Origin of the sequence: Enterococcus sp. AZ188 (genome assembly GCF_050544075.1) — a bacterium.
Lineage (GTDB): Bacteria > Bacillota > Bacilli > Lactobacillales > Enterococcaceae > Enterococcus_D > Enterococcus_D entomosocium.
The window spans coordinates 76,945-92,041 of record NZ_CP172943.1; the positions used below are offsets into that span (position 1 = coordinate 76,945).

General features: G+C 44.7%; 12 protein-coding genes. 9 read left to right on the top strand and 3 right to left on the bottom strand.

The genetic code is table 11. The annotated features are described in order from the left end of the window. Positions 1 to 83: 83 nt before the first annotated feature. Complete coding sequence (locus IGI86_RS00360; protein ID WP_087664745.1) at positions 84 to 1,349, top strand: PTS sugar transporter subunit IIC; 1,266 nt, start codon at positions 84 to 86, stop codon at positions 1,347 to 1,349. A gap of 44 nt (positions 1,350 to 1,393) precedes the next feature. Next, positions 1,394 to 2,833 carry a glycoside hydrolase family 1 protein gene (locus IGI86_RS00365; protein WP_430607587.1) on the top strand — a complete coding sequence of 480 codons (1,440 nt, stop codon included), beginning with the start codon at positions 1,394 to 1,396 and terminating at the stop codon, positions 2,831 to 2,833. An 81-nt stretch (positions 2,834 to 2,914) separates the two neighbouring features. Here the strand turns inward: IGI86_RS00365 and IGI86_RS00370 are convergent, their stop codons facing one another. Together IGI86_RS00370 and IGI86_RS00375 are read right to left on the bottom strand one after the other, a co-directional pair. Continuing rightward, positions 2,915 to 3,667: an ABC transporter permease gene (locus IGI86_RS00370; RefSeq protein ID WP_086298933.1), complete on the bottom strand. Its 753-nt coding sequence runs from the start codon at positions 3,665 to 3,667 to the stop codon at positions 2,915 to 2,917. After that, positions 3,664 to 4,605, bottom strand: coding sequence for an ABC transporter ATP-binding protein (locus tag IGI86_RS00375; protein WP_430617639.1), 942 nt, complete (start codon positions 4,603 to 4,605; stop codon positions 3,664 to 3,666). Before IGI86_RS00375 ends, IGI86_RS00370 begins: the two co-directional genes overlap by 4 nt. 95 nt (positions 4,606 to 4,700) lie before the next feature. On the opposite strand from IGI86_RS00375, the gene IGI86_RS00380 reads away from it, so the two are divergent. From IGI86_RS00380 to cydC, 5 genes are all read left to right on the top strand, one after another. Continuing rightward, the gene (locus IGI86_RS00380) at positions 4,701 to 5,666 is read left to right on the top strand and encodes an Rgg/GadR/MutR family transcriptional regulator (RefSeq protein ID WP_061053539.1); all 966 of its coding nucleotides are present in this window, start codon (positions 4,701 to 4,703) and stop codon (positions 5,664 to 5,666) included. A gap of 182 nt (positions 5,667 to 5,848) precedes the next feature. Further along, positions 5,849 to 7,279, top strand: a complete 1,431-nt coding sequence (locus IGI86_RS00385) for a cytochrome ubiquinol oxidase subunit I (RefSeq protein WP_005232838.1) — start codon at positions 5,849 to 5,851, stop codon at positions 7,277 to 7,279. Continuing rightward, positions 7,276 to 8,295, top strand: a complete 1,020-nt coding sequence (cydB, locus tag IGI86_RS00390; protein WP_005232836.1) for a cytochrome d ubiquinol oxidase subunit II — start codon at positions 7,276 to 7,278, stop codon at positions 8,293 to 8,295. Before IGI86_RS00385 ends, cydB begins: the two co-directional genes overlap by 4 nt. Further along, entirely contained in the window at positions 8,292 to 10,013 is a 1,722-nt protein-coding gene (cydD, locus tag IGI86_RS00395; RefSeq protein WP_016611632.1) for a thiol reductant ABC exporter subunit CydD, read from the top strand. The genes cydB and cydD overlap by 4 nt, the downstream gene beginning before the upstream one ends. After that, positions 10,006 to 11,766: a thiol reductant ABC exporter subunit CydC gene (gene cydC / locus IGI86_RS00400; protein WP_086298935.1), complete on the top strand. Its 1,761-nt coding sequence runs from the start codon at positions 10,006 to 10,008 to the stop codon at positions 11,764 to 11,766. The genes cydD and cydC overlap by 8 nt, the downstream gene beginning before the upstream one ends. Before the next feature lie 54 nt (positions 11,767 to 11,820). Here the strand turns inward: cydC and IGI86_RS00405 are convergent, their stop codons facing one another. Beyond that, a complete protein-coding gene (locus IGI86_RS00405; protein WP_005226544.1) occupies positions 11,821 to 12,801 on the bottom strand; it encodes a polyprenyl synthetase family protein in 981 nt (326 codons plus the stop codon). A 93-nt stretch (positions 12,802 to 12,894) separates the two neighbouring features. Here IGI86_RS00405 and IGI86_RS00410 point away from each other — a divergent pair, with 93 nt between their 5' ends. Next, positions 12,895 to 13,797, top strand: a complete 903-nt coding sequence (locus IGI86_RS00410; RefSeq protein WP_008376658.1) for a prenyltransferase — start codon at positions 12,895 to 12,897, stop codon at positions 13,795 to 13,797. 31 nt (positions 13,798 to 13,828) lie between these two features. Beyond that, positions 13,829 to 15,037, top strand: a complete 1,209-nt coding sequence (locus tag IGI86_RS00415; protein WP_005232831.1) for an NAD(P)/FAD-dependent oxidoreductase — start codon at positions 13,829 to 13,831, stop codon at positions 15,035 to 15,037. Positions 15,038 to 15,097 lie beyond the last annotated feature (60 nt).

Consider the following 15,097-nt stretch of genomic DNA (forward strand, 5'->3'; position numbering starts at 1 on the left):
AAAATAGCTTTTATTGTTTCCTTATGAGAAAGCGCTTATATTCAAGTTAAGATATATCTTAAAAAATTTAGGAGGATTTACTGATGGATAAATTAATGCAATTTATTGAAATCAAAGTGATGCCGCCAATGATGAAACTTTCTAATCAACGTCACTTGAGTGCTGTTCGCGATGGATTGATCGCAACGATTCCAATCACAGTGATCGGATCGATCTTTTTATTGATACCGTACATTCCATGGCCTCAATCCTATGTATCGTTTATGGGCAATCATCCCGACTTAGTGGCAAAACTGATCATTCCCTTCAATATGAGTATGGGACTGCTTTCGATCTATGCAGCTTTTGGCATCGGCGCACGATTAGCGCAAAGCTACCAACTGGATAGTTTGGCAGGGGGCGTTTCTGCAATTTTTACCTTTTTTACTACATTGACCTTCACTTCTTTAGATGAAGGAACGTTTATCTCTACGCAATATCTTGGAGGAGAAGGCATGTTCGCCAGTATTTTGACCGCTATATTAGCAGTCGAGTGCATGCGCCTTTGTAAAAAATACAATATCGGGTTTAAACTGCCAGAGCAAGTCCCTACGAATGTCAGCAGCAGTTTTGAAGTGATTATTCCCGTGTTTTTTTCAATGACGATCGTTTGGATCATTGTTCACTTGATCGGCTTTGACATCAATGCCCTGATTGCAAGTTTGATCACACCCTTATTAAGTGTTTCTTCCAACTCGTTAGCAGCACCCTTGGTCTATGTAGGATTGACTTGTATCATGTGGCTATTCGGGATTCATCCGCAAATATTAGCGACGGTGATGTTGCCGATCTGGCTAGTCAATTCTGAAGCAAATATGGCAGCAGCACAAGCCGGACAAGCGATTCCTAATCTGGGGGTACAGCCGTTTATCTTTACTTTCTTATGGATCGGCGGTGGCGGAGGAACCTTAGCACTTTGCGCAATGATGTGTTTCTCCAAATCAAAATTTTTAAAACAACTTGGTCGTCTCAGCTTTATTCCTGGGGTCTTCAACATCAATGAGCCACTGTTGTTTGGGTTGCCGATCGTTTTGAATCCAGCACTGGCGATTCCCTTTGTCGTGGCACCAATCGTGACCACTTTCGTGACCTATTTCGCGTTTGTGTCCAATCTTGTTCCCGGAATGGCGTATCCATTAGCGGCTGTGTGGACGGTTCCGAGTATTTTTGCAGCAGTAATCGCAACAGCCAGCATTCGCGGTGCTGTCTTAGTAGTGGTGAATTTCTTGATTTATTTGGGTATTTATTATCCTTTCTTCAAGGCCTACGAGCGCAAATTAGTGCTTGAAGAAGGTCAAACCGAAGCATAAGTCTATGAGATGAGCAATCAAATTTTGAGAAGAGGAGCAATGACATGAAGAAAAATAAGAAGCAATTTCCTGCCGATTTTTATTGGGGAGGTGCAGTTGCCGCAAATCAATTAGAAGGGGCCTATCTTGAAGGGGGAAAAGGCTGGAGCGTGGCAGACATCAATCGCTTTCGTAATGATATCGATATAAAAAAGAAAAGCAACAAAGAAATAACGACGGCAGACGTTGAATTTGCTTTAAATGATCAAGAAGGGCGTTACCCTAAACGGGATGGGATCGATTTTTACCATACATTTCGTGAGGATCTGGCACTCTTGGCAGAAACAGGCATGAATTCGTTTCGAACATCTATTAGTTGGGCGAGAATTTTTCCAAAGGGAGACGAACAAACGCCCAACGAAGAAGGGTTGCGCTTTTATGACGAATTGATCGATTGTATCCTTGAAAACGGTATGGAACCCTTGATCACCTTGTCTCATTATGAAATGCCGATCCATTTAGCGATGGCTTATGATGGCTGGTCAAATCGTAAACTGATTGATTTCTTTGTTCATTTTGCGCAAGTCGTATTCAAGCGATACCAAGGAAAAGTCAAATATTGGATCTTAGTCAATCAAATGAACTTGATTACCCATGAATCATTTAACCACCTTGGTATTCCCGCTGACCGAGTCGACAATCTGAAGCAAGCTAAGTACCAAGGGGTTCACAATGAATTGGTAGCATGTGCGAGAGCGATCAAAGTAGGGAAAGAAATTGATCCTTCTTTTCAAATTGGGATGATGTCTTATTATGGCAATGTTTATCCAGCTACTTGTAAACCGTTGGATGTTCTGAGTGCTCTCAAAAATAATCAAATGGAATATTATTATTCAGATGTACTTGCGCGGGGAACTTATCCGAATTATGCCTATCGCTTTTTTGAAGAAAACGGCATCGAGATTCAATTTGGGGAAAACGATGAAGCGGACTTCAAGCATACGGTCGATTTTGTTTCTTTCTCCTATTACTACACGCGAATCATTCATAGTGAAAACTACGGGAAAGAAGACGCAGCTTCGCCTAACCCTTATTTAGAAGCCAATGACTGGGGCTGGGCGATTGATCCAATTGGGTTACGGATTGCTTTGAATGAGTATTATGATCGGTACCAATTGCCGATCATGATCACAGAAAATGGTATGGGTTTTTATGAGACATTGAATGAAGAAGGAACGATCTATGATACGTATCGCATTGATTTTCTGAAACAGCACATTGAACAAATGAAAGAAGCAATCTATGATGGCGTAGAACTGATCGGCTACTATCCTTGGGGACCGATCGATCTTGTTAGCTGCTCCTCATCAGAAATGAGCAAGCGGTATGGGTTCATTTACGTGGATCTAGATGATTGGGGCAATGGTTCAGGAAAACGGTACAAAAAAGCCAGCTTTGACTGGTATAAGAAAGTGACGGCTTCTAACGGAGAAGTCCTCGATTAAAAAATAAGCGGCAACGACGAAGCAGAAGCTTGATCGTTGCCGCTTTTTTAATAAGAGAGTCAGAAAAGGGAGCCGGCGTCATTAGCGTAACCGTTTCTGATAAAGCATTCGTGCCAAGAACCAGCTCACGACTACGATACCGCCGCACCAGCTAAAGGCACTGATCAAGGTGGTATCTTTCAAGTTTAACAAAAGCCCTCGCAAAGAACGGATGATCGGCGACATTGGTTGGTATTCAGCAAAAATGGCTAACGGGCGCGGCATGGTTTCCGTAGGGACGAAACCAGAGCTTAAGTAGGGCAAAAGGGTGATCAAGACAGTAAACAAGGTAGCTGTCTCGGGGCTTTTGGCGATGAGACCAACCAGAACTGAGACCCAAGTAAAAGCGAAGGTGAAGCAAAAGATCAATAGGAAGGCGAGCCCCCAGCCAGCAACTGTGGCTTGAGGGCGAAAACCGATGACCATGGCAACGATCAATACGACCAAGGTACTGATCAAGCTCCGAAGGGTCGCGGCGAAGACATGGCCGTTTAAAAAGGCTGAGTTAGAAATATTCAAGGTCATCAGCCGTTCCACCATGCCGGATTTCAAATCTTCCGTCACCGTTACCCCAACGGAGGAAGCACTTTGGGCGATACATTGGACGAGGACACCGGGAACGACAAAATCGACATAAGAGGTATCACCGACGTTCATGGCTCCCCCAAAAACATAGACAAAGAGGATCATTAAAATCGCTGGGGTCAAAATTCCACTTAGCAAAGTCTCCATACTGCGAATCGATAGCAAGAGATTGCGCTTGAATAAGGTGTTGGTTTCTATAATTGCTTTCATTGGTTTCCTCCTTGGACAAGTGTTAGAAAAATATCTTCTAAAGAAGCATTCTTTTGATTAAAACTGGTGATGGTGATCGGTAGTTGATTGAGTTCCTGCAACAGCGTGAAGGAATGCTGGAAGTCTTGACTGACGGGAAATGCCAGAGAGAGACTGGACTCATTGACTTGCAGCGGAAAATCAGACAGATGCTGACGCACGGTTTGCAAGTGTTCTTTTGTCAATACGCTGATTTCCATCGTTTGCGAAGGGTGCAGTGCGTTGACTTCCGTTGGTGTTCCTTGCAAGATGATTTTCCCTTCATGCAAAATGGCGACTTGGTCTGCTAAAAATTCAGCTTCTTCTAGGTATTGGGTCGTCAGGAAAATCGTTCGTCCTTGAGCGGCGATCTCTTTGATCATGTGCCATGTGGCTAAGCGGTTTTGCGGGTCTAACCCGGTCGTCGGTTCATCTAAAAAGAGCAGGTCAGGTTCGCCGATAAAACTCATGGCGATGTCTAAGCGCCGTCGCATGCCACCAGAATAGTTTTTGACTAGTCTGTTGCTGGCATCCACCAAATCAAAACGCTCTAACAACTGTTGGAAGATCAACTGTTTGTTTTTGACATGGCGCAAGGCAGCAATCATCAGCAAGTTTTCTCGTCCGGTTAGTTCTTGATCGACGGCGGAAAATTGCCCCGTCAGACTGATTTTCTCGCGAATCGCTGCTGGATCTTTGGTCAAGTCGATCCCATCGATCAGCGCGGTTCCTTGATCAAAAGGCAGGATGGTAGACAAAATTTTGACTAGAGTGGTTTTTCCAGCACCGTTTGATCCTAATAAGACAAATACTTCGCCAGGAGTGACGTCAAAAGTGACCTCTTTCAAAACGGTTTTGTCTTTGAAACTTTTTTGTAAATGTTTCACGTGAAGCATTTTCTTTTTTACATGGGTATCCATAGCTTTTCCCTCGTTTCTATAAGATAATTCAACTATAAAGGCTCTTCGGGAAAAGCAACTGCTTATTTCAATATATTGAAAAAGAAGGTGAAAAAATGAACAATTATGGTGCGACAGTGAAAGAGCTTCGCAAAAGCAAAGGCTTACTATTGAAGGAATTAGTGGACGAACAATTGTCGATGTCTTTGTTATCGCAATTTGAAAATGGCAAAACGACGATTTCCTGCGAACGATTTCATCGTTTGCTAGATAAACTAGAAGTGAGTTTTGCCGAATTTCAACTGCTGCATACTGGGGAGCATCATTCGGAGGCTCAAAAGCTAATGGTCGACTATGTCCGTTCGATGGGGATCGAATCTATTGATGAAGTACCTAAACTAAAAAAGAAATATCAAAAGCTGACCGCCTACTTTCAACGACATTACTCCTTGGAGCTGGACCACTTCTTACAACTGATCCGTTTTGACTACTTGATGAAAGAGGAGCTTTTTAAAGGGGTGCCCATCCAGGAGGCGTACCCGAAACACAATTATTGTTTGGACTCTGCGAAACATTACTTGCTGAATACCGATACATGGGGTGTTTATGAGCTGCGGCTATTTGCCCGCGTAGCAGTTTCGATGGAGCCAGCTTTGCTTTGGCGCTGTTTGACGATCGCCATCAAAAAGAGTCAGCGCTTTGCAAAAATCCCCGGCAACAAAGATATTCTATACAACACGTTTGAGACGGTGTTTTCCGTCTTTGCTGTTTTTGATGAGGTGGATTATGCGGAAAAGACCTTTCATTTATGGCGAGATCATGTTTATGAAAAAGAACACATTGAGCAAGCGATCTTTATGCCGTTTTTTGAAGGCTGGACATGTTTATTAAAACAAAACAAGCCAAAAGCGGCGGACTTAATGCAACAAACGTTAGATCAATTGGAAAGATTAGGGATGAAGACCACGTTTTCCATGTATCAGTCATTAAGCACGTTTGTTTTAAAGGAGGATTTCCCGGGAATTTTATTGAGTGATCCTTTGCTTTCTGAGGGAACTCGTTACGGGTGGGAAGAGCCCTAAAAAGCTATATTCCGCTGATGAAAGCGCCTTATGTTTAAGAATCGGAGAGGAAGTGATTAAAAATCAGTAAATGCAAGCAATTTGCTTCTTTTTTACTGATTAGAGGAGTATATTCGAAGTTGGAATTTTTCTTTCTTTAGAATTATTTTAATGCACTTTTTTATGAAATAGGAGGATGTAGGATGGATATTGTGACACTAGCGCGAATCCAGTTTGCGATGACGACGATTTTTCACTTTTTCTTTGTACCGTTTTCGATCGGAACTGGTGTCGTCGTTGCAATTATGGAGACACTTTATGTGATCAAAAAAGATGAAAAATATCGCCGGATGACGAAGTTTTGGGGAAATATTTTTCTATTAAGTTTTGCTGTCGGGGTCGTGACAGGGATCATTCAAGAATTTCAATTTGGGATGAACTGGTCAGACTATTCTCGTTTTGTCGGGGATATTTTTGGTGCGCCCTTGGCTTTGGAGGCTTTGTTGGCGTTCTTCTTAGAATCGACGTTCTTAGGACTGTGGATCTTTACATGGGATCGGGTCAGTCCCAAGCTGCACGCCACCTTTTTCTGGTTGGTGACGCTTGGTTCGATGCTATCGGCGTTTTGGATCTTAGCTGCCAATAGTTTTATGCAGCATCCAGTGGGGTATACCTTGAACAATGGCCGGGCAGAAATGACTGACTTCGGTGCTTTATTGGCAAATCCACAAGTGTGGTATGAGTTTTTACACGTGATCACCGCAGCCATCACGATGGGCGGAATCATTGTTGCTGGTTTATCAGCCTTTCGTCTATTGAAGAAAGACAAAGACATTGACCGCGATTTCTTCAAAAAATCAATGCGGATCGGTTTTGCGGTGGCATTGTTCGGTTCATTCACCGTCTTGCTAGCCGGGGATGAACAAATGAAATACTTGGTTGAAGAACAACCAATGAAATTTGCCGCAATGGAAGGAACTTATGAAGATACCGGGAGTCCTGCGGCTTGGACTGTCGTTGCTTGGGCGAATGAAGCGGAACATCACCAAGTCTTCGGTATTTCGATTCCATATATGTTGAGTATCTTAGCCTTCAATGAACCCTTCGGCTCAATCGATGGGATGGATACGGTCAATCAGCAATTGATTGAAACCTACGGCGACCGGAATTACTACCCGCCGGTCAACACACTCTTTTGGAGCTTTCGGATCATGGCTGGTTTTGGTGCCTTGATGCTGTTGGTTTCTGGTCTGGGGTTGTATTTTACGCGTAAGAAGAAACCATGGCTCTTTGAAAAACGCTGGTTACTTTGGGTAGTGGCAATCACTTTGTTCACCCCATTTATTGCCAATACAGCTGGTTGGCTGATCACGGAGTTAGGGCGTTACCCATGGACGGTTTACGGCTTGTTTACGATCGAAGATAGTGTGTCACCAAACGTTTCCGTGACCTCTCTCTTGATCTCAAATATCGTTTACTTCCTCTTATTCTCTGGCTTAGGCGGAACAATGGTCTATCTTGTGAAACGGGAAATGGATCATGGACCTGAAAAAGAAGCCTTTGGTGAAATCAGCCAAGGAGACAACCAAGATGGGTACGAAGACCCATTTGATAAGGAGGCGTTTGAAGGATGACCGGTCTGCAATTACTATGGTTCACGTTGATTGGGCTTTTATTTTCCGGATTCTTCTTCTTAGAAGGGTTTGACTTTGGTGTGGGGATGTCTGTGCAGACATTGGCTCACAATGAAGAGGAAAAAGACCAGATCGTTAAAACGATCGGGCCTGTCTGGGATGGCAATGAAGTGTGGCTATTGACCGCCGGCGGAGCGATGTTCGCCTCATTTCCATACTGGTATGCTTCTTTGTTCAGCGGTTTTTATTTGATTTTGCTGTTGATCTTAGTTGGGTTGATCATTCGTGGTGTCTCCTTTGAGTTTCGAGCGAACTTCCCGAAAGAGCACAAAAACATTTGGAACTGGACGTTGACGATCGGCAGTACGATCGTACCGTTTTTCTTCGGTCTGATGTTTGTCAGCATGATCCAAGGAATGCCTTTGGGTGAAGATGGCAACATGACCGCAACCTTTACGGATTACGTCAATCCCTTTTCAATCGTTGGCGGGATCGCGTTGACCTTGTTGTGCTACTTGCACGGATTAAACTATATCGCTTTGAAAACGGAAGGTCCGATTCGGGCACGGGCACGCAACTATGCAAGTATTTTTTATGGCATCCTATATGCAGGCTTAATCGTCTTTGCTGTGATGCTTTACTTCCAAACGGATTTCTTTGAGAATCATTTTGCGACAACGCTTGGTTTGTTGCTCGTGATCGTTGTACTGACTCTGATTGCAAATATCGGCGTCTTTAAAGGCAAAGAAATGATGGCTTTCATTGCGAGCGGCTTGACGTTGATCGCTTTGGTGGCATTGATCTTCACAGGGTTATTCCCAAGAGTCTTGATCAGTTCGATCGATTCAAGCTATGACCTGTTGATCGCTGATGCGTCTTCAAGCCGCTACACATTGAAGATCATGAGTTATCTTTCACTGACGATCTTGCCTTTCGTCTTGGCCTATACGGCTTGGAGTTACTATATCTTCCGTAAGCGGATCAGTCATACGGAGGCGTTGGAGGGGTATAAATGATTGATAAACAAATCATGAAGCTCCCAGGAATGAAACAACTTTTAGGGCTGCTTGCGGGACTTTCGTTCCTGCAGGCGCTCTTCATTATTGGGCAGGCGTATGGATTGGCACGTGCCATCACTGGCTTATGGGAAGGACGACCATTAGAGGAACAGTGGGGCTGGATTCTGCTGTTCTTTTGTTCGTTTATCGCCCGACAAGCCGTTATCTATTTCCGTTCCAAAAGACTCGATGATTACAGTTACCAGCAAGCCGCCGATCTGCGGGATCAATTATTGGAGAAATTGTTTCGGGTCGGTCCTCAGATCGCACAACAGCAAGGGACGGGAAATGTAACAACGATGGTCTTGGAAGGGATCAACCAAGTCGAAAACTACTTGAAATTGATTCTTGCCAAAATCATGAATATGTCGATCATTCCTTGGGTCATTTTGGCACTCGTTTTTTATCTGGATTGGGAATCCGGCTTGGTCTTGCTGTTGGTGTTCCCCTTGATCATCATTTTTATGATCATCTTGGGCTATGCCGCCCAAAGCAAAGCGGAAAAACAATACCGGACGTTTCAATTATTGTCCAATCATTTCATCGATTCTTTGCGAGGGATCGACACGCTGAAATTGTTTGGGGTCAGTAAAAAATATGGCAAAAGTATCTTTGCTTCCAGCGAACGGTTTCGGAAAGCGACGATGGCTTCATTAAAAGTCGGTATTTTATCGACCTTCGCCTTAGACTTTTTCACGACCTTATCGATTGCCGTCGTGGCAGTCTTGCTAGGCTTGCGGCTGATCAATGAAGGGATCTTGCTGTTTCCGGCGTTAACTATCTTGATTTTAGCACCAGAATATTTCTTGCCAATCCGCGACTTTTCCAGTGATTATCATGCAACCTTAGACGGGAAAAATGCGATGACTGCGGTGACGGAGATCTTGCATCAGCCGGAAGCCCAAGTACCGGCAGTAACGGTGCCTCGTTGGCAGGAAGACGCCCAGTTAACGATTGATCAGCTGGCTTTTTCCTACGAGGAAAAAGCAGCTTTGAGGGATATCAACTTGAACGTGACTGGCTTCAAAAAGATCGGGATCATCGGTCTGAGCGGTTCTGGCAAGTCTACCTTGATCAATACTTTGAGTGGCTTTCTCGTGCCAGACAGTGGCGAGATCACTCTTGGAGGAGCCCAAACCACGGCCTTTCGCCAAGCAAGCTGGCAAGAACAGCTGATCTATATTCCGCAAAATCCTTATATCTATCGGTTGACCTTGCAGGAAAATGTCGCGTTTTATCAGCCGACAGCTACCAAAGAAGCCGTACTGAAAGCCATTGAAGTGGCAGGCTTGACTGAGCTTTTGGCAGAGCTGCCGCAAGGGTTGGACACGATGTTAGGAGAAGGGGAACGGCATCTAAGTGGTGGACAAGCCCAACGGATCGCTTTAGCCCGTGCCTTCTTAGATCAGCAACGAAAGATTCTTTTGTTTGATGAACCAACGGCACATTTGGATATTGAAACTGAAGTTGCCTTAAAGGAACGGATGCTGCCGCTGATGGAAAACCGGTTAGTCTTTTTTGCAACCCATCGCTTGCACTGGATGGAAGAAATGGATGAAATCATCGTGATGGATCAAGGAAGAATCGTGGAACAAGGCACCTTGACACAACTGCAGCAAAAGCAAGGTGCTTTTACAGAACTAGTCAATGGAATGAGGAGGGAACAGCTTGAATAAAATCGGCTTATTGCGCTCATTGAAAACCGATACCTGGGTCAAGCCTTTCTTGTCAAAATACAAAAACGTTTTGGCGCTGGCCTTATTCCTAGGCTTCTTGACCTTTTTCTGTGGTGGGGCACTGATGTTTAATTCGGGGTACCTGATCAGCCGCTCGGCATCGATCCCAGAAAACATTCTATTGGTTTACATCCCGATCGTACTGACCCGAGCGTTTGGGATCGGCCGTCCAGTCTTTCGCTACTTGGAACGGTTGACCAGTCATAGCTGGGTCTTGCGCATGACCTCTAATTTACGTTTGAAATTGTATAACGTAGTAGAAAAAGATGCGATCTTCTTTAAGCAAGCGCATCGCACAGGGGATATCTTGGGCTTATTGGCAGAAGATATCAACCATATTCAAAACCTGTATTTGCGGACGATCTTTCCTACTGTGATCGCTTGGATCTTGTATGCGTTCTTGATCATTGGACTAGGCTATTTTTCTTGGTGGTTTGCTTTGGTGATGCTGCTGCTATTAGGGATCATCGTCTTTGTCTTGCCGCTTTGGTCGGTGATCATCAACGGCGCGCGGCAAGAAAAGCAAAAACACATGAAAAACAACTTGTATACGACACTGACGGATAATGTATTAGGGGTTTCTGATTGGGTCTTCTCTCAAAGAGGGAGCGAGTACGTGGCTGCCCATAAGGAACTGGAAACGCAGTTGCGGGCGGTGGATGAACAGATGCTGTCCTTTGATCGCCGGCGTGATTTTCTTTTACAAAGCATCTTTGGGGTGATCGCTGTCGCATTGCTACTTTGGACCAGCATTCGCTTTCCAGGTAACCACGGAGGAGCAGCCAACTGGATCGCTGCCTTTGTCCTGTGCGTCTTTCCTTTAGTTGATGCATTTGCGCCATTACCGTCAGCTGCTCAAGAAACCAATCGCTACAAAGACTCCATCGATCGCTTCAATGCATTACCAGAAGAAAATAGCCAAGAGGTCTCCATGGAGCAACCGTCAATACCTGAAGTGACGGGCCTCGTGTCGATCACAGTCAAGGACTTGCATTTTCAGTATCCTGAAGGCAAAGAAGTGCTTCATGGGCTGGATCTAACGATTCCTGCACATCAAAAACTAGCGATCCTTGGCCGCAGCGGTTCTGGGAAAAGTACCTTTGCCTCCTTGTTGCGAGGCGATCTGCAACCGACGCAAGGGGCGATCACCTTAAATGACGTGCCAGTGACGGCATTGAGTGAGTCAATCAGTGACTTGATCGGTGTCATCAATCAAAGTCCCTATCTTTTCCATACGACCGTCTTGAATAATATTCGGCTAGGCAATGAGTCGGCTTCGGAAGAAGAAGTCTGGCGCGTACTGGAGCAAGTCGGGTTGAAAGAAATGGTGGCAGCTTTGCCTAATGGTTTGGCGACGATGGTGGATGAAGCCGGCTTGCGTTTTTCTGGTGGAGAACGGCATCGTTTGGCATTGGCGCGAATCTTGCTAAAAGACACCCCAATCATCTTATTGGATGAGCCAACCGTCGGCTTAGACCCAATCACGGAGCAAGACGTACTTGAAACCTTTTTCCAAGTGCTGGAGAACAAAACGATCATTTGGATCACCCACCACTTGCAAGGAATTTCGATGATGGATCGTGTGCTTTTTATTGAAGATGGTCAGTTGACCATGAGCGGAACACCTGCCGAATTGGCCGCAGAAAATAAACATTTTCAACACTTATTGGCCATTGACCAAGGACGACGATAAAAAAGAGCGTCCATCAATCAGTGATGGACGCTTTTCTTATCATTGCTCTATGGCTCAGTAATTGCGCTGCAAGAGCAGTTCAGTTAATGAACGAATTTTGGCCTTGCTAGGTGCTTCTGGCAGCAGATCGATGTCGTCTAAGGCTTTTTGCGTGTAGGTGACCGCGAAAGCGCGCGCTTTTTCGACACCGCCGTAACGGACGACAAGATCCGCAACTTCTTGGGCTTCTGCCAAGGAGAGTGCTGCTTTTTTATTCAAATAAGGAGCGAATGCTGCAGGTGCCTGTTCTTTGGCAAATAGCAGCGGCAAGGTATAGACCCCTTGCGCCAAATCTTCTAGAATCGGTTTTTTCAAGGTGCCGCTATCAGAGGTGTAGTCGAGAATATCGTCGAATACTTGAAAGGCGATCCCGATGTTGCGCCCGATCTCACCAGCTCGTTCTTGGTTTTCTGTGTCGAGGCCGCCAAAATGAGCGCCTTCGAGACAAGCGAGCCAAAACAGTTCAGCGGTTTTGCCGTTGATGCTTTGTAGATAGTCGTCAATCGATTCATGGATGTTGTAGCGAGTGTGCATTTGATCAAGCTCACCTAAAAGGAGTCGTTTCATGGCTTGTGCGTTGGTTTTTAAAAACGGGGAGCCATTCATACTTTCGATCAAAAGCTCAAAAAATTGGGTGAACAGAAGATCACCCGTGTAGACCGCGATATCCTTGCCATATTTGGCTTGAACAGTGACTTGACTGCGCCGCAGCGGCGAATCGTCAATAATGTCGTCATGGATCAAAGTGGCCATGTGTAAAATTTCTAGAGAAGCAGCAATTTTTGTTAATTGGTCGGTTTTTTTATAATGGGGATCGCCTAAGTCAGCAAACAAAAAAAAGAGCGCTGGCCGCAGCATTTTTCCACCTGAATAAGTAAAGTCGATCAAAACATCTTGTATCTCTTTGTTACGAACAGTAACGTGTTCTTCAATGATGGAACATACGGTTTTCAATCGTTGTTCGATCGTCGGATAATCGATCCAAAAGTCAAACATAGTATAACCCTTTCTAACAGTCATTCAGCCCTTATTCTAGCGTAAAGGGGCGTGATTGACTAGTTTAATGCACTCACTAAAGGAGGTGAAGTTGTGACGCTACCTGTATTTTTAGAACTTGTCGAATTTAAAGCAAAAACCGCCAGTATTTTGCCATTTTTTATTGGTGTCTGCTACAGCTGGTACAATTATCAAACGATTCATCTTGGCTATGTCTTGTTGTATTTCATTGCCATGCTGATCTTCAATATGGCGGTGGATATTTTAGATAACTACAACGATTACCATCATGCCACAGAAGGGCATGATTACAAAGAAAAAACCAATATCATTGGTCGGGAACAATTGTCTGTCAAATTGGTTTTTTGGTTGATGGTCTCCATGATCATCCTTTCCGCTGCCATGGGGATCGCCTTGGCAATGGTGGTTGGCTGGCCGCTCTTTTGGATGGGGCTGTATTGTTACCTAGTCGGGATCTTTTATTCCTCTGGTCCACGGCCGCTTTCTAGTTTGCCTTTAGGCGAGTTCTTTTCCGGCTTTACGATGGGCTTTATGATCTCATTGATCTGTGTCTATCTTAATGCCTATCAAACCTTTGAATGGAACATTGCCACGATTGGCAGTATTTTCTTGATCTCATTGCCCAACACATTATGGATCGCCAACTTGATGCTGGCAAACAACATTTGTGATCTGGAAGAGGATGAAAAAAATGAGCGCTATACGCTGGTGCATTACCTTGGTAAAGCCCGTGCGTTGAAATTATTTATCGCGATGAACGTCTTGGCGTTTGTTGCGATCATTGCCTCAGTTGCCCTCAACATTGCGCCTTGGTCACTGGTTCTGACCTTTTTCGCGGCGCCCTTTGTCTGGCAACAGACAAAACGATTTATGCAAAAACAAATCAAAAGAGAGACCTTCATTTGTGCCGTTCGGATCCTTGCGGTCGGAGCATGCGTACAAGTGCTGAGTTTTGCGATTGGTTTGATTTTATAATTTTTACAGCAAAGAAAGGAAGTAAGGAAACATGAAGGAAGTTGTCATTTTAGGAGCAGGGTATGCTGGATTGCGAGCATTGCACGTACTGCAAGGAGCAAAAGAAGCGTTTCACATCACATTGATCGACAAAAACGATTATCATTATGAGGCAACCGATCTTCATGAAGTTGCGGCTGGTACGCAACCAAGAGACCGCATTTGCTATCCCATCAATGATGTCGTTCGTCCCCAAAAGACGAGCTTTGTTCAAAAGGAAGTGGCGTCGATCGATCGTAACCAGCAAGTGATCGTTTTTAAAGATCAATCCACGTGCACGTATGATTATTTGATCGTGGCGTTAGGCTTTGAATCAGAATCATTTGGGATCCCTGGTGTCGAGGAGCATGCGTTGGAAATGGTGGATGTCGACTCCGCAGAAAACATCTATCATCATTTGTTGAAACAAATGAAGGCATACAAAGAAACACAAAATCCTGACTACCTAAAAATCGTTGTCTGCGGTGCTGGTTTTACCGGAATCGAATTGCTAGGTTCATTGGTGGAAAACCGTAAAACCTTTGCGAAAGCAGCAGGCGTCAAGCCAGAAGACATCAAACTGTATTGTGTCGAAGCAGTGACTCGTTTATTACCGATGTTTGATGAAAAACTATCGGATTATGGGATCAAAAATCTCGTTAAATGGGGCGTGAACTTCCTGACTGGTAAACCCATCAAATCAATCAAACCGGGTGTCGTTGTCTATCAAGATGATGCCGATACAGGAGCAACAGCTGAATTATCAGCCAAAACCATCGTTTGGACCACAGGCGTCAGCGGCAGCCATGTGATGGCTGAATCAGACTTTTCTGCTCGTCGTGGTCGTGTGATGGTCAATCAAGACCTAACAGACCCTGATCATAGTAACGTCTATGTTGTCGGTGATGTTTCAGCAGTCATGGACCCAGCGACCAATCGCCCGTATCCAACAACGGCTCAAATCGCTTTGAAGATGGGGCAGCATGCGGGTAAAAATATCTTACGTCAAATGAACGGGGAAAAACCAACAGATTTCCACTTTGAATCATTAGGTTCAGTGGCGTCTATCGGCAATACCCATGCCTTTGGCTTAGTAGGGAAAATGGGCATCAAAGGCTATCCCGCTTCCGTGGTGAAAAAAGCCATTATGGACCGTTCCTTGTACCAAACCGGTGGGGTCAAAGAAGTATTGGCGAAAGGCCGCTTCGACTTTTATCATTGAGCAATAGAGACAGCAGACTGCGAGGGTGACCTCGCAGTTTTTTTTTCAAAAAAAGCAGTG

Excerpts from the sequence above, each read along its gene's own strand:
- cydB (WP_005232836.1), top strand. The coding sequence starts at position 7,276 with ATGACCGGTCTGCAATTACTATGGTTCACGTTGATTGGGCTTTTATTT.
- IGI86_RS00380 (WP_061053539.1), top strand. The coding sequence starts at position 4,701 with ATGAACAATTATGGTGCGACAGTGAAAGAGCTTCGCAAAAGCAAAGGC.
- IGI86_RS00375 (WP_430617639.1), bottom strand. The coding sequence starts at position 4,605 with ATGGATACCCATGTAAAAAAGAAAATGCTTCACGTGAAACATTTACAA.
- IGI86_RS00370 (WP_086298933.1), bottom strand. The coding sequence starts at position 3,667 with ATGAAAGCAATTATAGAAACCAACACCTTATTCAAGCGCAATCTCTTG.
- cydD (WP_016611632.1), top strand. The coding sequence starts at position 8,292 with ATGATTGATAAACAAATCATGAAGCTCCCAGGAATGAAACAACTTTTA.
- IGI86_RS00415 (WP_005232831.1), top strand. The coding sequence starts at position 13,829 with ATGAAGGAAGTTGTCATTTTAGGAGCAGGGTATGCTGGATTGCGAGCA.
- IGI86_RS00385 (WP_005232838.1), top strand. The coding sequence starts at position 5,849 with ATGGATATTGTGACACTAGCGCGAATCCAGTTTGCGATGACGACGATT.
- IGI86_RS00360 (WP_087664745.1), top strand. The coding sequence starts at position 84 with ATGGATAAATTAATGCAATTTATTGAAATCAAAGTGATGCCGCCAATG.
- IGI86_RS00365 (WP_430607587.1), top strand. The coding sequence starts at position 1,394 with ATGAAGAAAAATAAGAAGCAATTTCCTGCCGATTTTTATTGGGGAGGT.
- IGI86_RS00405 (WP_005226544.1), bottom strand. The coding sequence starts at position 12,801 with ATGTTTGACTTTTGGATCGATTATCCGACGATCGAACAACGATTGAAA.